The sequence below is a fragment of the Microbacterium sp. X-17 genome (assembly GCF_039615055.1).
The window spans coordinates 1,102,515-1,124,408 of the sequence record NZ_JBDHNI010000002.1; the positions used below are offsets into that span (position 1 = coordinate 1,102,515).

Genomic DNA, 21,894 nt, shown 5'->3' on the forward strand with positions numbered 1-21,894 from the left:
CGGGATTCCCCTGCCTCGGGGATGAAAGAAGTGTGGAAACTTCCGGGATGTCAAGAACGATCGCCCTCAACCCTGCTGACGCGGTGTCTGTATACGTTAGGGGGCTGAATCGGGCTGAGAGTAGCCATCGAGCCGGTGAGTGTATACACTGGCGGGAGCGAAAGGCCGACAGCGAGGAGGCGACGTGAAAGCCGGCGACCGGGCGTACGCGATCCTCCTCGACGAGATCCAGAGCGGGATCCTCCCTCCGGGCGCGGTCCTCGGCGAGGTCGAGCAGGCCGCCCGGCTCGGCGTCAGCCGCACACCGCTGCGCGAGGCGCTCGGACGCCTCGTGGCCGACGGCCTGGTCGCCCAGCAATCGCCGCGGATCACCGTGGTCACGCCGGTCAGCGACGACAACATCCGTGAGCTGTTCGAGGTGCGCCGTGCCCTGGAGGAGACCGCCGCGCGGCTCGCCGCCGTCCGCGGCGAGCCGGCGCTGTTCGCGGAGCTCGCGGATGCCTTCGCACGGGTCTCCCTCGACGGCGAGGCCACCCGCGACGCCTACTACGCGCTGATCGCCCGGTTCGACGCGGCGATCGACGACGCCGTCGCCAACGACTACCTGGCGGCGGCGCTCCGGACCGTGCGGACGCACCTCGTGCGCGTGCGCCGGCTCGCCCGCGATCATCGCGACCGCCTCGTCGCCTCCGTCGGAGAGCACCGCCAGATCGCGTCGGCCCTGGCCGCGCGCGATCCGGAGCTCGCCGCGCACGCGACGCACGTCCATCTGCACAACGCCCTGACGAGCATCCTCGACTCCCTCGAGGACGAGGGCCGCCGGGAAAGAGGAGCCGCATGACCGTCATCCACGACGTTCGCACGTACCGCAGCGAGGAAGACCTCCCGCGCGAGCGGCAGCTCGCGTACGCCATCGCCGAGGTCGCCACCGACCCCGTCGAGGTGGAGCCCGCGGTCGCGGACATGGTCGTCAACCGCGTGATCGACAACGCCGCGGTCGCAGCAGCATCCCTCACCCGGGGCCCCGTGAGCGCGGCCCGCCAGCAGGCGCTCGACCACCCCGTCTCGATCGGCGGGTTCGGGTCGACCGTGTTCGGGCCGTCGCTCGCCCGGCGGACCAGCCCGGAGTGGGCGGCCTGGGCGAACGGCGTGGCCGTGCGCGAGCTCGACTACCACGACACGTTCCTGGCCGCGGAGTACTCGCACCCCGGCGACAACATCCCTCCGATCCTCGCGGTGGCGCAGCACGTGGGCGCGGCCGGCGCGGCGCTCGTGCGCGGCATCGCGACGGGCTACGAGATCCAGATCGACCTCGCCCGCGCCATCAGCCTCCACCGGCACAAGATCGACCACGTCGCCCATCTCGGCCCGTCGGCCGCGGCCGGCATCGGCACGATGCTGGGGCTTTCCGCGGAGACGATCTTCCAGGCCGTCGGCCAGGCGCTGCACACCACGACCGCGACGCGTCAGTCGCGCAAGGGCGAGATCTCGACGTGGAAGGCGCACGCCCCGGCGTTCGCCGGGAAGATGGCCGTCGAAGCGGTCGACCGCGCGATGCGCGGGCAGACGAGCCCCGCGCCGATCTACGAGGGCGAGGACGGCGTGATCGCCTGGCTGCTCGACGGCCCGGAGGCGGTCTACCACGTCCCGCTCCCGGCGCCGGGCGAGCCGAAGCGCGCCATCCTCGACTCCTATACGAAGGAGCACTCGGCCGAGTACCAGGCGCAGGCGTGGATCGACCTCGCCCGGAAGCTCGGCACCGAGCGGCCCGAGCTCCGCGACCCGGAGAACGTCGCGAGCGTCGTGCTGCATACGAGCCACCACACGCACTACGTGATCGGCTCGGGCGCGGGCGACCCGCAGAAGTACGACCCGACCGCCTCGCGGGAGACCCTCGACCACTCGATCCCGTACATCTTCACGGTCGCGCTGCAGGACGGCGCGTGGCACCACGTCGACTCGTACCTGCCCGAGCGCGCGGCGCGTCCCGACACGGTCGCGCTGTGGCACAAGGTCCACACCGAGGAGGACGAGGAGTGGACGCGCCGCTACCACTCGGAGGACCCGAACGAGAAGGCCTTCGGCGGCCGCGTCGTCATCACGCTGACCGACGGCTCGACGCTCACGGACGAGATTGCCGTGGCCGACGCGCATCCGCTCGGCGCGCGCCCGTTCGGCCGCGAGGACTACGTCCGCAAGTTCCGGCTGCTGGCCGAGCCGGTCCTGACCCCCGAGGAGATCGACCGGTTCCTGGGCCTCGCCGAGCGCCTGCCCGAGCTGTCGGCCGACGACGTGCGCGAGCTGTCCATCGTCGCGGCCCCCGGCGTCATCGAGCGCGCGCCCGCTCCGAAGGGCCTCTTCTGATGCTCTACGCGCGGACGCCGGCCGCCGACAAGCGCCGGATCCTCCGGGAGCGGCTCGCGTCCGGCGAGCTGCTGCGCTTCCCGGGCGCGTTCAACCCGCTGTCGGCGCGGCTCATCGAGCGCAAGGGCTTCGAGGGCGTCTACATCTCGGGGGCCGTGATCGCCGCCGACCTGGGCCTGCCCGACATCGGACTGACGACGCTCAGCGAGGTCGCCGGACGCGGGGCGCAGATCGCCCGGATGACGGAGCTCCCGGCGCTGATCGACGCGGACACCGGCTTCGGCGAGCCCATGAACGTCGCGCGGACCATCCAGACGCTCGAGGATGCCGGGATCGCCGGCACCCACATCGAGGACCAGGTCAACCCGAAGCGGTGCGGGCACCTCGACGGCAAGGCCGTCGTGGACGACGGCACCGCGCTGAAGCGGATCCGCGCGGCCGTCGACGCGCGCCGCGATCCGGACTTCCTCATCATGGCCCGGACGGACATCCGCGCCGTGGAGGGCCTCGACGCCGCGATCGACCGCGCGAAGGCGCTCGTGGATGCCGGCGCGGACGCGATCTTCCCCGAGGCGATGCGCGATCTCGCCGAGTTCGAGGCGATCCGCAAGGCGGTGGACGTGCCGATCCTCGCCAACATGACGGAGTTCGGGAAGAGCGAGCTCTTCAGCGACGACCAGCTGCGGGACGTCGGCGTGAACATCGTCATCTGGCCCGTCTCCCTCCTGCGGATCGCGATGGGCGCCGCGGACCGCGCGCTCGAGACGCTGCTCGACGAGGGGCACCTCACCTCCCGGCTCGGGGAGATGCAGCACCGGGCCGACCTCTACGACCTCGTCGACTACGAGGGATACAGCCGGTTCGACACCGGCATCTTCACCTTCTCGGTGGACCGCTGACGCGAGCGAAGGAGCACGCATGACCGACACGACCGAACCGGAGATCAGGAAGGGCCTGGCGGGGGTCACGGTGGACTACACCGCGGTCTCCAAGGTCAACCCGGACACCAACAGCCTCCTCTACCGGGGGTACCCGGTGCAGGAGCTGGCGGCGACACAGCCGTTCGAGGCCGTCGCTTACCTCCTGTGGAACGGCGAGCTGCCGACCGCGGAGCAGCTGGCGCGGCTGCGGGCGACGGAGCGGGCGCACCGCGTGCTCCAGGCCGATGTCAAGGCGGCCATCGACCTCCTCCCCGTGAGCTCGCACCCCATGGACGAGGTGCGCACGGCCGTGAGCGTCATCGGCGCCCGTGAGACGGCGGGCATCGACAACGTCATGGATGCGGTCGGCACGCCCGAGGAGAACCTCGCGCGCAGCATCCGCCTCTTCGCCGAGCTGCCGGCGATCGTCGCGTACGGGCAGCGCCGCCGCCGCGGCCAGGATGTCGTGGGTCCGCGCGACGACCTCGACTACGCCGCGAACTTCCTCTGGATGACGTTCGGCGAGGAGCTGGACGACGTCGTGGTCGACGCGTTCAACCAGTCGCTCATCCTGTACGCCGAGCACTCTTTCAACGCGTCGACGTTCACGGCGCGCGTCATCACCTCGACGCTCAGCGACCTCTTCTCCGCCGTGGTCGGCGCGATCGGCGCGCTGAAGGGCCCGCTGCACGGCGGCGCGAACGAGGCCGTCCTGCACATCTTCGACGAGATCGGCGATGCCGCGAACGTCGGACCGTGGCTGGACCAGGCGCTCGCGGAGAAGCGGAAGATCATGGGCTTCGGGCACCGCGTGTACAAGCGCGGCGACTCCCGCGTCCCGACGATGAAGGCAGCACTGGACACCCTCGTCGCGCACTACGACCGTCCAGACGTCGCGGCGCTGTACGACGAGCTGGAGTCGGAGTTCGTCGCACGCAAGGGCATCTACCCGAACCTCGACTACCCGTCGGGCCCCGCATACAAGCTCATCGGCTTCGACACCCTCACCTTCACGCCGCTCTTCGTCGTGGCGCGCGTGACGGGCTGGACCGCGCACATCATGGAACAGCAGGCGTCGAACGCCCTGATCCGTCCCCTCTCGGCCTACAACGGCCCGGACGAGCGCCACATCGCCGGCTATGTGGCCGACGCGGCCGCGATCGCCGCTGCGGAGCGCGCGGAGGAGGCGGCGAGCTAGGTGGCGATCGCTCGTTTGGGATGAAACATCCACTGGCGCATAAACTGCCAGACGGTGTAAAGGAGAGGTGCCTATGAACATCGTCGTGTTGGCGAAGGAAGTGCCGGACACGTATGGGGACCGCAAGCTGAGCTTGGAGACGGGTCTGGCCGACCGCGGAGCGAGCGAGGTCGTGCTCGACGAGATCGGCGAGCGCTCGGTCGAGGCGGCGTTGTCGTACGCGGACAAGCACGAGGGCACCGAGGTCGTGGTGGTGTCGATGGGTCCGGAGTCGGCGACCGCGACGATCCGCAAGGCGCTCGCGATGGGCGCGCACCGCGCGCTGCACGTGGTCGACGAGAGCCTGCTCGGTGCCGACCTCGGACTCACGGCGGAGGTGCTGGCCGCGGCGATCCGTCGCGTGGGCTTCGATCTGGTGATCGCCGGCAACCTCTCGACCGACGGCTCCGGCGGCGTGATGGCGGCCATGCTGGGCGAGCTGCTCGGCGTGCCGGCCGTGACGGCGCTCGCCGCCCTCGACATCGAGGCCGACCGCGTCGCGGGCACGCGCGTCACCGACGACGGGACCGCGCGGGTGAGCGCACCGCTGCCGGCGGTCGTGTCGATCACCGAGGCGCTGCCGGATGCCCGGTTCCCGAACTTCAAGGGGATCATGGCGGCCAAGAAGAAGCCGTTCGAGGTGGTGAGCACCGCCGACCTCGGCGTCGACGCCGCCGCCGCGGACGCGTCCCGCTCGATCATGCTCGCGGTGTCGCAGAAGCCGCCGCGTCAGGCCGGCACGAAGATCGTCGACGAAGGCGATGCGGGCGAGAAGCTCGCCGAGTTCCTCGTCTCCAACCGGCTCGCGTGAGGAACTCCGATGGTTGATTTCGCTTCTGACTCTGTGCTCGTCCTGGTCGAGACCGGCCGCGACGGAACCGTCGCGAAGAGCGCCGCCGGCCTGCTCGGTGCGGCATCGCTCGTCGGCACCCCGGTCGCGCTCGTCGTGACGGGTTCCGGCCAGGCGGCCACCGCCGCTGCCTCCGCCGCCGAGCTCGGCGCCGCCCGCGTGCTGACCGTCGAGGTCGACGGCCTCGACGGCATCCTCGGGGGCAGCCGGGTCGCCGACGCCCTCGTGGCCGCGGCCGACCTCGTGCGCCCCGATGCCGTGCTCGTGTCGAACTCGGTGGACGGCCGTGACGTGGCGGGCGTGTTCGCCGCCCGCACCCGCTCCGCGCTTGCCGTCGACGCGATCGGCGTCGCGCGCGATGCCGAGGGCGTCGTGGCGCAGCACTCCGTGTACGGCGGCTCGTTCGACGTGACGTCGACGGCCACCTTCGGCGCCCCCGTGATCACGGTGCGTCAGGGCGCTGTGGACGCGCGCGCCGAGGCTCAGCCGGCCGCGGTCGAGGAGCTCGCGGTCGCCGCCGGCGGTGCGCCGGTCGCGACGATCGAGTCCTTCGAGCAGACGGTCGCGGTCTCGTCGCGACCCGAGCTGCGCGGTGCGGCCAAGGTCGTGTCCGGTGGTCGCGGCCTGGGCTCGGCGGAGCAGTTCGCCCTGGTCGGGCAGCTCGCCGACGTCCTCGGTGCCGCGGTCGGCGCGTCCCGCGCCGCGGTGGACGCCGGATACATCCCCTACGCGTCGCAGGTCGGCCAGACCGGTGTGTCGGTGTCGCCGCAGCTGTACGTGGCGCTCGGCATCTCGGGTGCGATCCAGCACCGGGCCGGCATGCAGACCGCCAAGACGATCGTCGCGATCAACAAGGACGCGGATGCCCCGATCTTCGAGATCGCGGACTTCGGTGTCGTCGGCGACCTGTTCACGGTCGTGCCGCAGCTGATCGCCGCGCTGGAAGCGCGGAAGGCGTAAAGCGGATGGCGACGTACGGGACCACGATCCGTCGGGGCCTGCCGCGGGTCAAGGGCGGCGAGCCCTGGCCGCACGCGGCGACCGGTGTCCCCGACCGGATCCTCGCGACGGCCGCGGTCGTCGCGGAGGCCGCGCCGGCCGTGGCGCCCGCCGCCGCGGCTCCTGCTGAGGCCGTGCCCCCGGTCGCCGCACCCGCGGTTCCGGCTCCGGCCGTGGCCGCCGCACCCGTGGTCGCCGCGCCCGCCGCTTCCGCGCTCCGCCGCGGGCTTCCGCGCGTCCCGGGCGGGGAGCCCTGGCCCCCGGCCGGCGCGCTTCCCCCGGCCGCCGTCGCTGCAGTCCCCGCCGCGGCTGCCGTCGCCGCGCCCGCGGCTGCGGCCGTCGCTCCCGCCGCGGTGTCGTCCACGTCGCTGCGTCGCGGGCTCCCGCGCGTTGCGGGCGGCGAGCCCTGGCCCCCGGCGGGACTCGCTCCGGCCGCTCCCGCCGTCGTCGAGGCCGCTCCCGTCGTCGAGGCCGCGCCGGTCGCGGCATCCGTGGCCCCGGCGGCCCCCGTCGTCGTGCCGGTCGTCCCGGCGGGTCCGCGTGCGCCCCTGCCCTTCCCGCAGACCGTGTTCCCCGGGGCCGCGGCCCGGGAGTGGAACGCGGAGCGTCGCGGGCAAGCCGTGGTCGAGGTCGCGCCCGAGCCGCGCCGGCTCGGCCCCTTCACCGCTGGGCAGTGGGTCGGCGCGGGGATCGTCACGCTCATCGCGCTGCTGGGTGCGGGCGCGATGCTCGTGTTCCTCGTGCGCTGGTTCGTCAGCATCCCGTTCATGCAGGACTTCCTGACGACCTACCCGGGGGAGTACCACCTGCCGGTGGGCGCCCCGGTCGGCTTCCCGGTCTGGCTCGAATGGCAGCACTTCTTCAACGTGTTCCTGATGGTGCTGATCATCCGGTCCGGCATGCAGGTGCGGCACCAGAAGCGGCCGCCGGCGTTCTGGTCGCCTCGCTGGAACAAGTCGCGCAAGATCAGCATCAACCTGTGGTTCCACCAGTCGCTCGACATCCTGTGGATGGTCAACGGCGCCGTGTTCATCGTGCTGCTGTTCGTGACCGGGCAGTGGATGCGGCTCGTGCCCACCTCCTGGGAGGTCTTCCCGAACGCGATCTCCGCCGGCCTGCAGTACGTGTCGCTGAACTGGCCGACCGAGGACGGCTGGGTGAACTACAACAGCCTGCAGCAGCTCGCCTACTTCACGACCGTGTTCATCGCGGCGCCGCTGGCCGTGATCACCGGCGTGCGGATGAGCGGGATCTGGCCGAAGAAGACGACGCAGCTGAACAAGGCGTACCCGATCGAGTGGGCGCGTGCGGTGCACTTCCCGACGATGATCTACTTCGTGCTGTTCATCATCGTTCACGTCACCCTCGTGTTCGCGACGGGGGCGCTGCGGAACCTGAACCACATGTACGCGATGAGCGATGTCGTGAACTGGGCCGGGTTCTGGATCTTCTCCGCCTCCATGGTCGTCATCGTCGCGGCGTGGGTCGCGGCACGGCCGCTCGTCCTCGCCCCGATCGCTCGGCTCTTCGGCTCCGTGAGCATGCGCTGACCGAGTACTCGGACGTTCTCGTCGAGCGGCGCGGCCGGCTCGGGCTCCTCACGCTCGACCGGCCGCGCGCGCTCAACGCCCTGACGCATCCGATGGTCCGGCGGATCGCCGAGGCGATCGCGACCTGGGCGGACGACGACACGGTCGGCGCCGTCGCGATCACGGGCGCGGGTCCGCGCGGGCTGTGCGCGGGCGGGGACATCGTCGCGCTGTACCGCGATGCGACCGAGGGTGACGGCTCTGCCAGTAGGGCGTTCTGGGCCGACGAGTACCGGCTCGACCTCGCGCTGGCGCGGTATCCGAAGCCGGTCGTCGCGATCCAGGACGGCCTCGTCCTCGGCGGCGGCATCGGGATCTCCGCGCACTGCTCGCATCGCGTCGTGACGGAGCGCAGCCGCCTCGGCCTGCCCGAGGTCGGCATCGGGTTCGCGCCGGATGTGGGTGCGACGTGGCTCCTGTCGCGCGCTCCGGGCCGGCTCGGGCTGGCGATCGGGATGACCGGTCTCACGGTCGGCGCGGGCGACGCGCTGGCTCTCGGGCTGAGCGACCACTCCGTGCCGTCCGGCGACCTCGCGGGCCTGCTCGCGGCGCTCGAGACGCAGGAGCCGGATGCCGCGATCGCGGCGGTCGCGCAGCCGGCCCCGGTCAGCGGGCTCCTCGCGGACCGGGACTGGATCGACGAGGTGTTCGCCGCCGCGGACGTGCCTGCGATCGTCGAGCGCCTGCGCGGGCAGGCGTCCGAGCGGGCCGCCGAGCTCGCCGCCGCCCTCGACCGCGTCTCGCCGACGAGTGCGGCGGTCGCGCTCCGCGGCATCCGCACCGCCGCCGGTCTCGGCTCCCTGGCCGAGGCGCTCGTGCAGGAGTACCGCGTCTCGTGCCACGCGTTCGGGACGGCGGAGCTCCGGGAGGGGATCCGCGCGCAGGTCATCGACAAGGACCGCGCTCCGCGCTGGCGCCCGGCGACTCACGACGCCGTCACTCCCGAGGCCGTGGCCGCGTACTTCGCGGCGCCCGTCTGCGGCGACCTCGACCTGACCTGACGCGTTGGCGGGCTCAGCCGAACGCGAAGACGGGCGGCAGCACCACGACGACGGCGACGCTCCAGGCGAAGAAGACCGGCAGGTAGCCGGTCTGCCAGCGCTCCAGCCGCCCGAGCGGCACCCGGCCGCGGACGAAGCGCCACTGCAGGATGCCGGCGTAGACGAGGTTCGCGAGCAGGATCACATTGAGCCCGAGCGCCGCGACCTTGTTCGCGGTCAGTCCGTAGGCGCCGATCCGCGCCAGGACCGCGATCATCACGAGCACATCGACGACGACCGCGCTGCCGAGCATCAGCAGCTGCAGCCGGTCGAACCACGTGGCGCGGCTCGTCGGCTCGCGCGACGATAGCGCGTAAAGCAGCAGGCCCAGCACGACCAGCAGCACGATATCGAAGAGGATCAGCAGGTTGCGGTCGGCGGCGACGAGGTCGCGCTGCACCGCGGCGGCGACCACGAGCGTGAGCAGGAGCAGCGTGAACAGCGGCGTGAACACCCGCGTGAGCACGGGCGCCATGTTCTCCACGACGCTCTGCTTCGCCTCGACGAGCCAGGCCGCGACGACCACCGCGCCGGCGGCGCCGCAGGGCAGCATCCACTCCGCGACGAACGCGTTGACGTTGAGCCCGATCGCGCCGAACACGGCCAGCGTGAGCCCCGTAAGCACGCCGCCGCCCAACGCGATGAGGGCGTAGTAGACCACCCACTCGCCGGTGAAGCGGATGACGTCCATGCGCGCGCGATCGGACCGCCACGCGCCGTCGGCGTAGGCGATCCCGGTCGCGAACCAGAGGGCGACGACCGCGTGGATCGCCGCGAGCACGATCGTCTGGCCGCCCATCACGAACGGGTAGGCGGCGAGGGCTGCGGTGACGACCGCGAAGATCCCCGCGACGACCGCGATGGTCGCACCGCGGGACCGTCGCCGCACGAGGAAGTACGCCGCGAGCGGGGCCAGCACGAGCGGCCCCGCGAACCGCAGGGTCGTCAGCGGGTCCCCGCCGGCGAGCGCGGGGAGCTTCACCAGGATCGCCGCAACCACGGCGAGTGCCAAGGCGAGCACGAGCCCGTTCCGCGGACGTCGGCCGGGCTCGCCGACGACGAGCTGCTTCCACATCCGCACCGAGTGCTCGCGCGCGAACTCCCGCGAGAGCTCGTCGACGCGCCCGAGGCGCTGGACCGCGACGAGGAACCCCTCGTCCGGGCTCAGCCCCGCCCGCTCCAGCGCGTCGATCTGGTCGCGCAGGTGGGTCTCGAGCTCGTCGACGTCGGCCGTCTCCAGCGCGCGGTGGCGCTCGACGTACCGGCGCCACTGCGCGATCTGGGCATCGACCTCCTCCACGGTCATGCTCCCGCCGCCAGCGGACCGGCTGCGCCCGGCAGCTCGGACCAGACGCGGTGCAGCGTCTCGGTCACGACCGCCCACTGCCGCCGCTGCTCGGCGAAGGCCGTCTGCCCGTCCGCGCTCAGCCGGTAGTGCTTCCGGCGGCGGCCGGTCTCGGACTCCGACCACCGCGCCTCCACGAGACCGAGGCGCTCCAGGCGGTGCAGGAGGGGGTACAGCATCCCGTCGCTCCACACGAACCGGCCGTCGGAGAGCTGGTCGACGCGCTGCAGGATCGCGTACCCGTACGACTCGCCCTCCGCCAGGATGCCCAGCACGAGCGGCGTCGCGGCGGCCGCGACGAGGTCCTTTCCGATGCGCATGCGCGTCCTCCCATCGATACCTTGCAGCTCAATATACATAGAGGTGCAAGGTATACGCGAGGGTGCGGGGGATATCCCCCGGGGATTCGTCCGGATGCCGGGGGCGCGGAGTCCGCCGCCGCCCACCTACCGTGGAGCCATGACCGCACTACCGGCACCGGCTCGGCGTCCGTCGCTCGCCTCGCCCCTGCGGATCGCGGGAGCGATCGCGCAGCTGGCGGCGCTCGGCATCGTCGGATCCGGGGCGTTCGCCCTCGTCCTGACCTTCCTCGCCCTCGGCATCGGGCTCCTGCCCGTGTTCCTCGTCGGGGTCCTGTTCCTGCTCGCGCTCGTCTATATCCTGTACGCGCTTGCGTGGGTGGCCGCCGCCCGCGCGGACGGACTGTACGACCTCCGGCTCCCGCCGCTCCGCCCGCGCCGCAGCCCGCGGTCCGGCTTCCGCGGCTTCCTGCACACGATCTGGCTGCAGGCGATCGACGGCGCGCAGTGGCGGGCGATCGCGAGCGGCGCGATCGCGACGGTGTTCGGCTTCGTGATCCTGCCGCTGCTCACGCTTCTTGCGGCCGGCGTCGCGCTGATCTTCGCTCCGCTGTACGCGCGCGGCGACACGGTCGAGGTGCTCCGGTTCGACCTCGCCGTCGCGACCGCGTGGGCGCCGCTCGCCGGCGTCCTCGCGGTGATCGGGTCGCTCGCCGCCATCGTCGGGCTCGCGATCGCGGACGCGGCGCTCTGCCGCGTCATCCTCGTCCCCTCGCGGGAGGCGCAGTTCGCCGCGGAGGCCCGCGCGTCACGCGAGCAGCGCGCCGGCGCGGTGCGCGCCGCCGAGGTCGAGCGCACGCGCATCGAGCGCGACCTGCACGACGGAGTCCAGCCGCGGCTCGTCTCGATCGGGATGACGCTGGGTCTCGCGCAGCAGAAGATCGACAGCGACCCGGCCGCGGCGAAGGCGCTCATCGCCGAGGCGCACGCCTCGACGAAGGCCGCCGTGACGGAGCTGCGCCAGCTCGCCCGCGGCATCCACACCGCCGTGCTGGACGACCGCGGACTGGATGCCGCGCTGTCCGCGCTCGCCGCGCGCTCGCACATCCCTGTGACGCTCGACGTGCGGATCGCGCAGCGCTGCAGCCGGCCGGCCGAAGCGGCCGTGTACTTCGCGATCGCGGAGGCGCTCACGAACGCCGCCAAGCACTCGCGCGCGACGGCCTGCCGGGTGCTCGTCCGCCAGCCCGACGCCGGCACGCTGTGGGCGCGGGTCGAGGACGACGGTATCGGCGGGGCGCGGATCGTCCCGGGCGGCGGGCTCGACGGCCTCGTCAACCGCGTGGCCGCCGCCGGCGGCGTTGCGCGCATCGACAGCATGCCCGGCGGCCCGACGACGGTGGAGGTGACGGTTCCGTGCGCATCCTGATCTGCGAGGACTCGGTCCTCCTCCGCGAGGGACTCGTCCGGCTCCTCGAGGACGCCGGTCACGAGGTCGTCGCGGCGCTGCCCGACGCGCGTGACCTGATGGCTCAGCAGGAGGCCGCGCGACCGGACCTCTGCATCCTCGACGTTCGCCTCCCGCCGACATATGCCGATGAGGGAATCCGTGCCGCGCTCGAGCTACGGGCCGCGCATCCGGACCTTCCCGTGCTCGTCCTCTCCCAGTACGTCGAGGAGCGTTACGCGACAGACCTCATCGCCGGCAACGGCGGGGCGCTCGGGTACCTCCTGAAGGACCGCGTCGCGGATGTCGGCGAGTTCGTCGAGACCGTGCAGCGGATCGGCGCGGGCGCGACGGTCTTCGACCCCGAGGTCGTCGCGCAGCTCCTCAGCCGTCGCGCGCTCGACGCCCGGATGAGCCGGCTGACGGAGCGGGAGGCCGCCGTCCTCGCGCTCATCGCCGAGGGGAAGTCGAACCAGGCGATCGCGAAGGCACTCTTCGTGACCGAGGGCAGCGTCGAAAAGCACGTGACGGCCGTCTTCCAGAAGCTCGGCCTCGAACCCGACGAGTCGGGCAACCGCCGCGTCCTCGCGGCCCTCGCGCACCTCGAGCACGGCTCCGCGCGCACCGAACCGGGCGGCCTGCCGCCGCAGACAGGAGGACTCCGATGAGCACCACCCTGACGCCGGAGACCCCGGCCCCCGCCCCGGACGCGCCGCCGCCCGTGCGTTCCTCGTCGCGCGTGGTCGCGATCGTCGCGATCGCGATCGGCGTGCTCGCCGTGCTCGCCACGCTGATCACCGCCGCTCTCCCGGTCGCGTTCAGTGGCATCTCGCGGACCGACACGGTGACAGCATCCGCGACCGGCGCGCAGCGCGTCGTCATCGATGCCTCCGCCGCGTCTATCCGGATCGCGTTCGGCGACGTGAAGGATGCCGAGCTGCGGGTGACCGGGTTCCGCGGGGCCGACGGCTGGTCGCTCACCCGCACCGGCGGCGAGCTACGCGTCGGCGCGGATCGCGGTGGGCTCGGCCCCGGGGCCCTCGTCGGCTTCGGCGGGTGGTGGGGGCGCAGCGCCAACGCCGTGCTCACGCTCCCGCGCGCGCTCGACGGACGACTCGACGGCGCGCTGTCGGTCGCGGGCGGCGTCCTCCAGGTCGACGGCGGGTTCCGCGCGCTCACGCTCGACGTCGCCGGCGGCTCGGTCGACGTCAACGGCGCGGCGACTTCGGTCACCCTCGACCTGCGGGCCGGCTCCGCGACCGTGGCCGTGTCCGGCGCCCGCACCGCGGACGTCTCGGTGGAGGCCGGGGCCGCCGACGTGCGTCTCACCGGCTCCGCCCCCGACCGGGTGTCGGTCTCGGCGACGGCCGGCTCCGCCACCGTGCGGCTGCCCGACGCGACCTACGCCGTGACCCGCTCGGTCACCGCCGGCAACCTCGACAACCGCCTGGACACCTCGGCCACCTCCCCCCACGCCGTCTCGGTGAACATCAGCGGCGGCTACGTCGAGCTGACCCCCACCTCCTGACCCCCGCCCCTCCCACCCCGCACAACTCCTGCACCCACCCCGTGCCGGCTCGCACAACTCCTGCACGCACCCGAGTCAGTCCGCACAACTCCTGCATCCTGCCCCTGGCGTCAGTCCAGACCACGTGGTCCCGCGGTCGTCGGCCCGGCCCCGCCCCAATCTGCAGGAGTTGTGCGGGGCCAGCGGGCGGGGGTGCAGGAGTTATGCCGGGCGCGGGGCTTGGGGTGCAGGAGTTGTGCGGGTCTGGCGGGTGGGGTCAGCGGGGGTCGGCAGGGCGGGCCGCCAGGCCCGCGGCGTAGCCGGCCGCGCGGCCGGCGGCGAAGGCCTCGTCGGCGCCCTGGCGGAACATGTCGGTCTCGGCCGGGCGGACGATCGCGCGCGCGCCGGGAAGATCCAGCGGCCCGACCAGGTCGGCGCGGCCCCGCACCACCGCGACCGGACGCCGCGAGGTCTTGCCCTTGGCGAGGTCCGCAGCGGCGGCGAGCTCGTCGGCGACGCACGGCATGGTCACCGCGAGCGGCCGGCCCTCGGCGTCCGTGGATCCGCGGAGGTCCTCGAACACGCGAACGCCGGCGGCGCCGATCGCCGCGTCGGTCTGGCCCTCGCGCCACGCGCGGCCGAGCGTGTCGGATACGAGCACGCCCACCTCGACCTCGAGTCCGGCGCGCAGGCCCGCCGCGATCGCGCGGGCGGAGGCATCCGGATCCGCGGGCAGCAGCAGCACGGTGCCCTCGGGCGTGTTGCTCGCGTCGACCCCGGCTGCGGCCGCCACGATCCCGAGCCGGTTCTCGACGATGCGCGTGCGATGGCCGCTCGGCGACGTGCGCTCCGCGACGAGGCGCACGGTCTCCGAGGTGATCGCGTCCTCGCGGTCTTCGGCGCGGATCATCCGGCCCTCCGCCTTCGAGACGATCTTCGACGTCACGACGAGGATGTCGCCGTCGCGCAGCCCGTCACCGAACGCGTCCGCGATCAGGGCGACGAGATCGTCGCCGGCGTGGACCTCCGGGATGCCGTCCGGCGCCCAGATCTCCAGCACGTCAGCGGACGAACCGCACCTCGGTGAGCGGCTCGCCGAGGAACAGCTCCTCGTGCGAGGCGCCGTCCAGCGCGAAGCCGTTGCGCTCGTAGAAGTGGTGCGCGCGGGGGTTGTCCTCCGCGACCCACAGGTAGAGCGGCTCGCCGGGATCGACCGCGGCATCGAACAGGCGCTGTCCGATGCCGGTGCCGTGCCAGGCGTCGAGCAAGTAGATGAAGTACAGCTCGCGCGGGCTCGGCGCATCCTCGTCGCGGGCTGGACCCGAGCCGACGAAGCCCACGATCTCGCCGTCGACGAGGGCCGCGCTCATCCGGTACTCGGGGCCCTGGCTGGCCCAGTGGGTCCAGAGCTCTGCCATGCGGCGCGGAGAGATGCGCTCTAGCGCCGCCTTGCTGATGAGGTGATCGTAGGTCTCGTGCCAGCACGTGGCGTGGACGCGCCCGAGGGCCTCGGCATCCACATCGCGCACGGGGCGGACGACGATGTCCGTCTGCAGTTCGGCATCCATGGCGCTGACTCTACGTGAGCCGCCGTGGTGCGCGAAATCGAGCCGGATGCCGGGCGGCGCGCACTGTGGGAACCCACAAACGAACTGCGTTGCGGCGGTGCCCACGGCTAGCATCGCGCCTCGTGAACGTGCTCTGGCGGACTCTCCTCGTCGTCTTCCGCGCCCGCCGCGGCCGCCGCCGGGGCGGCGCGCTCCCGCCCACCGGCGTGGGCCGTGTGCGGCTGACGACGCTGCCGACCGACCTGGACCTCCTGGGTCACATGAACAACGGCCGCTATCTGTCCCTCTTCGACCTCGGCCGCTGGGATCTCCTCATCCGCACGGGGCTCGCCGGCGCGATGCGCACGCACGGCTGGTACGCGGTCGTGGCCGCGGAGACGATCACGTTCCGGAAGTCGCTCACCCTGTGGCAGCGCTTCGACGTGGAGTCGCGGTTCATCGGGCACGACGACCGGGCGCTCTACCTCGAGCACCGCGCGGTCGTCGACGGCGAGGTGTACGCGCGGGCGATCATCCGGGCGCGGATGCTGAAGCGCTCGGGCGGCACCCTGTCGCACGAGGAGCTCTTCGCCGCGGTCGGCCGCCCCGACGACCTGCCCGACATCGCCCCCTGGATGCACGACTGGGCCGCCGCATCCGCCCTCCCCCCGACCAAGGCCCCCGCCCCGAGCCTCTGGCCCTGACCGCCCCCGCGCCCCGTCCTCCGAGCCGCCCGAGCCGCTCCGGTGTCGCTCGCGCACAGTCGCGGATGCCGGGAACTATGCGCGCGTGACACCGGAGGGGCTCAGGGACCTCGGGCCTGCCCGCGCATAGGCTGGCGGCATGGGTGGAGGGGACCAGACCGGGCTCGGCGTCGCGGCCGAGGCGATCGCCCTCGCGGAGCGCTGGATCGCCGAGGCCGCGCAGGCCCCCGTCGAGGCATCCGCGGAGCTCCTCGCCGGAGTCCTCCAGGACCCGCGCGGGCTGCCGTTCACGGTCGGCTTCGTCGACGGGGTCATGCGTCCGGAGAGCTACGGCGCGGCCGCCTCGGGCCTACACCGGGTCGCGGGCCTCACCCCGGAGATCCTCCCGTGGCGGCTGCGGACCGCCGTGCGGGTCGGAGGAGCGGTGGCGCCCGCGCTGCCCGCAGCGGTCGTCCCGGTGGCGCGACGCGCGTTGCGCGACCTGGTCGACCACCTCGTCGCGGACGCCCGGCCGGCCAAGCTCGGACCGGCGATCGAGCGACTGCGCGCCGAGGGGCACCGGCTCAACCTCAACCTGCTCGGTGAGGCCGTGCTCGGGGAGAAGGAGGCCGATCGCCGGCTCGCCGGCATCCGCGCTCTCGTCGAGCGCGACGACGTCGACTACGTGTCGGTCAAGGTGTCCGCGATCGCGAGCCGTCTCACGCCGTGGGGCCTCGACGACACGGTCGACGAGGTCGTCGGCCGGCTCCTGCCCCTGTACCGGGCCGCCGCGGCCCACGGCACGTTCCTGAACCTCGACATGGAGGAGTACCGCGACCTCGACCTGACGATCGCAGTGTTCACGCGGCTCCTCGAGCATCCGGAGCTCGGCGGTATGCGGGCCGGCATCGTGCTGCAGACGTACCTGCCCGACGCGCTCCCGGCCCTGCGGGAGCTGTCGGCGTGGGCGCGGCAGCGCGTCGCGTCCGGCGGGGCGCCGATCACGATCCGGCTCGTCAAGGGCGCGAACCTCGCGATGGAGCGCGTGGAGGCGGTCCTCCACGGCTGGACGCCGGCGCCGTACGACACGAAGGACGACACCGACGGGAACTACCTGCGCTGCCTCGACGAGGCCCTGCGCCCCGAGAGCGTCGCCGCGGTGCACATCGGCGTCGCGGGGCACAACCTCTTCGACGTCGCGCACGCGTGGCTCCTCGCGGGGGCGCGCGGCGTGCGCGACGCCGTGCAGTTCGAGATGCTCCTCGGGATGGCGACGGGCCAGGTGCAGGCGGTGTCGCGCGACGTCGGACCCGTGCTGCTCTACGTCCCGGTCGTGCACCCGGACGAGTTCGACGTCGCGATCGGCTACCTCGTGCGCCGGCTCGAGGAGAGCGCGGGTCCGGAGAACTTCCTCGCCGCGGCGTCCTTCCTCCCGCGCGACCGGGTGCGCCTCGCCGTCGAGCGCGACCGGTACGCGGCATCCGTCGTCCGCGCGATGGACCCGGCGCTGCGCGCCGTCCCGCGCCGTACGCAGGACCGGCACGTACCGCTGCCCGAGGGGCGCCTGACCCGCGACCCCGCGTCGCCGGAGCCGGAGGGCGCCCTCACGCAGCGCGTGCTCGGAATCGCGCGCGGCGCGCAGCCTCAGACGGAGACGCCCGCCGTCCGGTTCGGCGGCGTCGACTTCGTCGAGACCGCGGTGTACGCCTCGCACGAGGGCGCGGGCCCGGAGAGTCCGGGCGCGAGCGCCTCCGGTGCGCCGGGGTTCCGGAACGCGCCCGACACCGACCCCGCGCTGCCGGAGAACCGCGCCTGGGCGGCCGACGTGCTCGCCGCGATCGCGACCTCCACGGCAGGCGTGGACGTGATCGCGCGGGCGCGCGTGACGGATGCCGCCGAGCTCGACGCGCTCGTGGAGCGGGTCGGCATCGCCGGCGCCTCCTGGGGTGCGCGCTCCGCCGCGGAGCGGGCGCAGGTGCTGCGGTCGGCGGGGCGGATGCTGGAGTCCCGACGCGGCGCGCTCGTCGAGGTCGCCGCGGCCGAGACCGGCAAGGTGCTCGCCGAGGGCGACGTCGAGGTCAGCGAGGCCGTCGACTACGCGAACTACTACGCCTCGACGGCGCTCGAGCTGGACAGCGTCGGCGGCGCCGTCTTCGTCCCCTCGCGCGTCACGGTCGTGGCTCCGCCGTGGAACTTCCCCGTCGCGATCCCGGCGGGCGGGCTGCTCGCCGCGCTCGCGGCCGGGTCCGGGGTGGTGCTCAAGCCCGCCCCGCAGGCGCGGCGCACCGCGGCCGTGCTCGCCGAAGCGCTGTGGGATGCCGGCGTCCCGCGCGAGGTGCTCGCGCTCGTCGATCTCGACGAGGACGCGCTCGGCCGGGCGCTCGTGACGCATCCGGCCGTGGACCGCGTCATCCTCACCGGCTCGTGGGAGACGGCGGCGCTGTTCCGCTCGTGGCGCCACGATCTGCCGCTGCACGCGGAGACGAGCGGCAAGAACGCGATGATCGTGACGCCCTCGGCCGACCTGGACCTCGCGGTCGCGGATCTCGTGCGGAGCGCGTTCTCGCATGCGGGGCAGAAGTGCTCGGCCGCGTCGCTCGCGATCCTCGTGGGTCCGGTCGCGCGCTCGCCGCGGTTCGCGCGGCAGCTCGTCGACGCGGTGACCTCCCTCCGTGTCGGGTGGCCGACGGATCCGCGCGCCGAGGTGCCGCCCCTCATCGAGGAGCCGCGCGGCAAGCTCGCGTGGGCGCTGTCCACCCTCGGCGAGGGCGAACGGTGGCTCGTCGAGCCGCGCGAGATCGAACCGCGCCTGTGGAGCCCCGGCATCCGCACCGGCGTGCAGCCGGGGTCGCGTTTCCACACGGAGGAGTTCTTCGGGCCGGTGCTCGGGATCATGACGGCGGGCTCGCTCGCGGAGGCGATCGACCTGCAGAACGCCGTCGAGTACGGGCTCACGGCGGGCCTCCACACGCGAGAGCCCGCCGACCTCGCGCTGTGGCTCGAGCGCGTCCAGGCCGGGAACCTGTCCGTCAACCGCGGCATGACTGGCGCGATCGTGCAGCGGCAGCCGTTCGGCGGCTGGAAGCGGTCGGCGGTCGGACCGGGGGCGAAGCCGGGCGGCCCCAACCACCTCGTCGGCCTGGGGTCGTGGCGCGCGTCGGCCGGGGGAGCGGCATCCTCGACCCTGCACCTGCGCGGGCTCGACACCCGGATGACGAGCCTCATCGAGTCGGCGCAGCCCTCGCTCGACTACCCCTCGTTCGAGTGGCTCCGCCGCGCGGCGCTGTCGGATGCCGTGGCCTGGGACCGCGAGTTCGGCCGCGTCCGCGACGTGTCCGGGCTCGGGGTCGAGCGCAACCTCCTGCGGTACCGGCCGATGCCCGTCGCGATCCGCGCGACCGCCGATGCGCCGCTGCACGAGGTCCTGCGCGCAGCGCTCGCCGGCATCCGGGCGGCGTCCGAGGTCGTGCTCAGCTCCGGATCGGGCCTGCCCGCGGCCGTGCGCCGGGCGCTCGCCGAGCTGGGCGTGCCGGTGTTCGTGGAGACCGACGCGCAGTGGTGCGAGCGCATGAGCGGCCGGACCCGCGACATCCTCGCCGAGGCCGCCGACGAGCCCCCCGCGCCGCGCCCGCCTCGGGCCCGGCTCGTGGGCCCGGCGGAGTCGGTGGCGTCGCTGCGGCAGGCGCTGGCCGAGGCGGTTGAGGGCGATCCCGACCTCGCGGTCTACGCCGGCGAGGTGACGACCGCGGGCCGGCTGGAGCTCCTGCCCTTCCTGCGCGAGCAGTCCATCTCGATCACGGCCCACCGCTTCGGCACCCCCGACCCCTGGTCCGAGTCCGTCATCTGACCGCCTACGGGCTCACCTGGCGCGATCACCCGTCGCGCCCGTCGAACGCGACGGGTGAGGGATCGCGTGCCCCGCTCGCCTGGCGCTAACGACCGGGGTGAGCGGTCGGACGCGACAGGTGAGCAGGCACGCCGGCGGGGTCAGGCGCGGGGGCGGACGGCGTCGGTGTCGATCGAGTCCGTGGACGGGCCGGGCACCACCAGGGCGCCGGCCTCCTCGGCGGCGGCCGTCGCCAGCATCCCCTCGTCGGCGGCCTCCTGCAGGGCGGAGCGGTCGCGGAGCGGCGGCGTCCGGAAGAAGATCGTCAGGACGAACGCGATCAGCACCACGAACATCGCGACCCAGTACACGAGAACGGCCGAGGCGTTGAACGCGACGAGGATCGGCTTCGTGAGCGCCGGGCTCGCACCGTTCAGGAACGACGAGTCGTTCAGGGCGCTGCCGTCGATCGAGGTGTCGCCGCTGCCGCCGGCCAGGCGCGCCGACACGGTCGGGGCGACCTGAGCGACATAGGCCTCGCGGGCCGCCGCGTTCGAGAAGTCGAGCGTGACGGTGCCGTCCGCCGAGATCTGCGCGACCGGCACCTGCTGCTCGATCTGCTGCGCGGCGGTCGCCCGCGCGGCGGCCACGGCCACCGCCGTCGCGGCGCCCTGAGCGGATGCCGGGATCGTGCCGGCGGCGACCTGGTCGGCCACGGCCTTGGTCGCGGCATCCGTCGCCTGCTGGAGTCCGGACTGGATCTGCTGCGTCGTCGCCGCGGTGAGCTGCGACACCATCGGAGCGTAGATCGTCTGCATGATCGCGGCGTTCTCCGGAGCGCCCGCGACCGCGGGGTCGAGGGCCGCGTTGAGCGCGCCGGACAGGGTCTCCTCGTCCGCGAACGCGGTCTGCACGTTGGCGGGCATCACCGAGAACATGAGCGACAGCAGGACCGCCGTGCCGAGCGTGCCGCCGATCTGGCGGAAGAACGTCGAGGCGCTCGTGGCCACGCCCATGTCGCGCGGACCGACCGAATTCTGGCTCGCGATCGTGAGGGTCTGCATGAGCTGACCGAGGCCCATGCCGATCAGCAGCATGGCGAGCGCGATCAGCCAGTACGACGTGTCGTACTGGAGGCGCGTCAGGAGGAAGAACCCGAGCGCCATGAACAGCGTGCCGAGCAGCGGGAAGATGCGATAGCGCCCCGTGCGGGCGATGATCTGACCGCTCGCGATCGAGGTGATCATGAGGCCGAGGATCATCGGCAGGAGCTGGAACCCGCTCTGGGTCGGCGTCGAGCCGAGCACGAGCTGCAGGTAGAGGGGGAGTGTCAGCATCGCGCCGAACATGCCGAAGCCGATGAACACGCCGATGACGGTCGCCATCGAGAACGTCGACGACCGGAACAGCTTCAGCGGGATGATCGCATCGTCCTTCATCAGCGTCTCGATGATGACGAAGGCGAGGATGCCGATGCCGCCCAGGACGTAGCATCCGATCGCGATCGGCGAGCTCCAGCCCCAGTCGCGACCCTGCTCCGCGACGAGCAGGAGCGGGACGAGCGCAACGATCACCATCGTGGCGCCCCACCAGTCGATCCGTGCGCGGCCGCGTGCGTGCCGGGGGATGTGCAGGAACCGCAGCACGATCGCGAGGGCGATCAGGCCGATCGGCACGTTGATGAGGAAGACCCAGCGCCAGCCGGCGATCCCGAGGATCTGGTCCGCACCGGCGAACACGCCGCCGATCAGCGGGCCGACGACGCTCGAGACGCCGAACACGGCGAGGAAGTAGCCCTGGTATCTGGCTCGTTCCCGTGGGGCGAGGATGTCGCCGAGGATCGCGAGGGGCATCGACATCAGGCCGCCCGCGCCGAGTCCCTGGATCGCGCGGAAGAACGCCAGCTCGAGCATCGACGTCGAGAACGTCGCGAGGATCGAGCCGATCACGAAGATGACGATCGCGATGATGAACAGCGGCCGGCGGCCGAAGATGTCGGACAGCTTGCCGTAGATCGGCGTCGAGATCGTGGAGAGGATGAGGTACGCGGTCGTTACCCAGGCCTGCTGGCTGAGGCCGTTGAGGTCGTCACCGATCGTCCGGATCGAGGTGCCCACCACGGTCTGGTCGAGGGCCGACAGGAACATGCCCGCCATGAGGCCGAAGATCACGAACAGGATCTGTCGCTGGGTCATGATGGGGCTGCCGGAGCCGGGCTTCACGGCGACGTTGGACATGCGG

General features: G+C 72.8%; 18 protein-coding genes. 13 read left to right on the forward strand and 5 right to left on the reverse strand.

Annotation, left to right across the window (positions count from 1 at the left end):
• The first annotated feature begins 184 nt into the window (after positions 1-184).
• The 8 genes from ABCS02_RS13835 (at position 185) to ABCS02_RS13870 (ending at position 8,960) form a co-directional block, all read left to right on the forward strand.
• Positions 185-841 (forward strand): GntR family transcriptional regulator, encoded by a 657-nt coding sequence (locus ABCS02_RS13835; RefSeq protein WP_345836224.1) that lies wholly within the window; start codon positions 185-187, stop codon positions 839-841.
• A complete protein-coding gene (locus ABCS02_RS13840; RefSeq protein ID WP_345836225.1) occupies positions 838-2,364 on the forward strand; it encodes an MmgE/PrpD family protein in 1,527 nt (508 codons plus the stop codon). The genes ABCS02_RS13835 and ABCS02_RS13840 overlap by 4 nt, the downstream gene beginning before the upstream one ends.
• Entirely contained in the window at positions 2,364-3,263 is a 900-nt protein-coding gene (prpB, locus tag ABCS02_RS13845) for a methylisocitrate lyase (RefSeq protein WP_345836226.1), read from the forward strand. Before ABCS02_RS13840 ends, prpB begins: the two co-directional genes overlap by 1 nt.
• Before the next feature lie 19 nt (positions 3,264-3,282).
• Entirely contained in the window at positions 3,283-4,482 is a 1,200-nt protein-coding gene (locus tag ABCS02_RS13850) for a bifunctional 2-methylcitrate synthase/citrate synthase (protein WP_345836227.1), read from the forward strand.
• A 73-nt stretch (positions 4,483-4,555) separates the two neighbouring features.
• On the forward strand, positions 4,556-5,332 hold the full coding sequence (locus ABCS02_RS13855) for an electron transfer flavoprotein subunit beta/FixA family protein (protein WP_345836228.1): 777 nt from the start codon (positions 4,556-4,558) through the stop codon (positions 5,330-5,332).
• A gap of 9 nt (positions 5,333-5,341) precedes the next feature.
• Positions 5,342-6,331, forward strand: coding sequence for an electron transfer flavoprotein subunit alpha/FixB family protein (locus ABCS02_RS13860; protein WP_345836229.1), 990 nt, complete (start codon positions 5,342-5,344; stop codon positions 6,329-6,331).
• 5 nt (positions 6,332-6,336) lie between these two features.
• A complete protein-coding gene (locus tag ABCS02_RS13865) occupies positions 6,337-7,920 on the forward strand; it encodes a cytochrome b/b6 domain-containing protein (protein ID WP_345836230.1) in 1,584 nt (527 codons plus the stop codon).
• Positions 7,851-8,960, forward strand: a complete 1,110-nt coding sequence (locus ABCS02_RS13870) for a 3-hydroxyisobutyryl-CoA hydrolase (protein ID WP_345836231.1) — start codon at positions 7,851-7,853, stop codon at positions 8,958-8,960. The genes ABCS02_RS13865 and ABCS02_RS13870 overlap by 70 nt, the downstream gene beginning before the upstream one ends.
• 13 nt (positions 8,961-8,973) lie before the next feature.
• Here ABCS02_RS13870 and ABCS02_RS13875 read toward each other — a convergent pair whose 3' ends face one another.
• Positions 8,974-10,305 (reverse strand): permease prefix domain 1-containing protein, encoded by a 1,332-nt coding sequence (locus tag ABCS02_RS13875; protein WP_345836232.1) that lies wholly within the window; start codon positions 10,303-10,305, stop codon positions 8,974-8,976.
• On the reverse strand, positions 10,302-10,664 hold the full coding sequence (locus tag ABCS02_RS13880; RefSeq protein WP_345836233.1) for a helix-turn-helix transcriptional regulator: 363 nt from the start codon (positions 10,662-10,664) through the stop codon (positions 10,302-10,304). Before ABCS02_RS13880 ends, ABCS02_RS13875 begins: the two co-directional genes overlap by 4 nt.
• Before the next feature lie 139 nt (positions 10,665-10,803).
• Here ABCS02_RS13880 and ABCS02_RS13885 point away from each other — a divergent pair, with 139 nt between their 5' ends.
• Genes ABCS02_RS13885 through ABCS02_RS13895 form a run of 3 tightly spaced genes read left to right on the forward strand, consistent with a single transcriptional unit; the run spans position 10,804 to position 13,618 of the window.
• Complete coding sequence (locus ABCS02_RS13885) at positions 10,804-12,072, forward strand: histidine kinase (protein WP_345836234.1); 1,269 nt, start codon at positions 10,804-10,806, stop codon at positions 12,070-12,072.
• Positions 12,060-12,758, forward strand: coding sequence for a response regulator transcription factor (locus ABCS02_RS13890; RefSeq protein ID WP_345836235.1), 699 nt, complete (start codon positions 12,060-12,062; stop codon positions 12,756-12,758). The genes ABCS02_RS13885 and ABCS02_RS13890 overlap by 13 nt, the downstream gene beginning before the upstream one ends.
• Positions 12,755-13,618, forward strand: coding sequence for a hypothetical protein (locus ABCS02_RS13895; RefSeq protein WP_345836236.1), 864 nt, complete (start codon positions 12,755-12,757; stop codon positions 13,616-13,618). Before ABCS02_RS13890 ends, ABCS02_RS13895 begins: the two co-directional genes overlap by 4 nt.
• 256 nt (positions 13,619-13,874) lie before the next feature.
• On the opposite strand, the gene cofE is transcribed toward ABCS02_RS13895, so the two are convergent.
• Both cofE and ABCS02_RS13905 read right to left on the reverse strand, forming a co-directional pair.
• Positions 13,875-14,657 carry a coenzyme F420-0:L-glutamate ligase gene (gene cofE / locus ABCS02_RS13900; RefSeq protein WP_345836237.1) on the reverse strand — a complete coding sequence of 261 codons (783 nt, stop codon included), beginning with the start codon at positions 14,655-14,657 and terminating at the stop codon, positions 13,875-13,877.
• Between the two features lies 1 nt (position 14,658).
• Positions 14,659-15,165 (reverse strand): GNAT family N-acetyltransferase, encoded by a 507-nt coding sequence (locus tag ABCS02_RS13905; protein ID WP_345836238.1) that lies wholly within the window; start codon positions 15,163-15,165, stop codon positions 14,659-14,661.
• A gap of 122 nt (positions 15,166-15,287) precedes the next feature.
• On the opposite strand from ABCS02_RS13905, the gene ABCS02_RS13910 reads away from it, so the two are divergent.
• Together ABCS02_RS13910 and ABCS02_RS13915 are read left to right on the forward strand one after the other, a co-directional pair.
• Complete coding sequence (locus ABCS02_RS13910) at positions 15,288-15,848, forward strand: acyl-CoA thioesterase (RefSeq protein WP_345836239.1); 561 nt, start codon at positions 15,288-15,290, stop codon at positions 15,846-15,848.
• A gap of 139 nt (positions 15,849-15,987) precedes the next feature.
• Positions 15,988-19,674: a bifunctional proline dehydrogenase/L-glutamate gamma-semialdehyde dehydrogenase gene (locus ABCS02_RS13915; RefSeq protein WP_345836240.1), complete on the forward strand. Its 3,687-nt coding sequence runs from the start codon at positions 15,988-15,990 to the stop codon at positions 19,672-19,674.
• Between the two features lie 140 nt (positions 19,675-19,814).
• Here ABCS02_RS13915 and ABCS02_RS13920 read toward each other — a convergent pair whose 3' ends face one another.
• A complete protein-coding gene (locus ABCS02_RS13920) occupies positions 19,815-21,890 on the reverse strand; it encodes an MDR family MFS transporter (protein WP_345836241.1) in 2,076 nt (691 codons plus the stop codon).
• Positions 21,891-21,894 lie beyond the last annotated feature (4 nt).

Coding starts and splice junctions, on each gene's coding strand:
- ABCS02_RS13840 (WP_345836225.1), top strand. CDS start 838: ATGACCGTCATCCACGACGTTCGCACGTACCGCAGCGAGGAAGACCTC.
- prpB (WP_345836226.1), top strand. CDS start 2,364: ATGCTCTACGCGCGGACGCCGGCCGCCGACAAGCGCCGGATCCTCCGG.
- ABCS02_RS13850 (WP_345836227.1), top strand. CDS start 3,283: ATGACCGACACGACCGAACCGGAGATCAGGAAGGGCCTGGCGGGGGTC.
- ABCS02_RS13855 (WP_345836228.1), top strand. CDS start 4,556: ATGAACATCGTCGTGTTGGCGAAGGAAGTGCCGGACACGTATGGGGAC.
- ABCS02_RS13860 (WP_345836229.1), top strand. CDS start 5,342: ATGGTTGATTTCGCTTCTGACTCTGTGCTCGTCCTGGTCGAGACCGGC.
- ABCS02_RS13865 (WP_345836230.1), top strand. CDS start 6,337: ATGGCGACGTACGGGACCACGATCCGTCGGGGCCTGCCGCGGGTCAAG.
- ABCS02_RS13875 (WP_345836232.1), bottom strand. CDS start 10,305: ATGACCGTGGAGGAGGTCGATGCCCAGATCGCGCAGTGGCGCCGGTAC.
- ABCS02_RS13880 (WP_345836233.1), bottom strand. CDS start 10,664: ATGCGCATCGGAAAGGACCTCGTCGCGGCCGCCGCGACGCCGCTCGTG.
- ABCS02_RS13885 (WP_345836234.1), top strand. CDS start 10,804: ATGACCGCACTACCGGCACCGGCTCGGCGTCCGTCGCTCGCCTCGCCC.
- ABCS02_RS13895 (WP_345836236.1), top strand. CDS start 12,755: ATGAGCACCACCCTGACGCCGGAGACCCCGGCCCCCGCCCCGGACGCG.
- ABCS02_RS13905 (WP_345836238.1), bottom strand. CDS start 15,165: ATGGATGCCGAACTGCAGACGGACATCGTCGTCCGCCCCGTGCGCGAT.
- ABCS02_RS13915 (WP_345836240.1), top strand. CDS start 15,988: ATGGGTGGAGGGGACCAGACCGGGCTCGGCGTCGCGGCCGAGGCGATC.
- ABCS02_RS13920 (WP_345836241.1), bottom strand. CDS start 21,890: ATGTCCAACGTCGCCGTGAAGCCCGGCTCCGGCAGCCCCATCATGACC.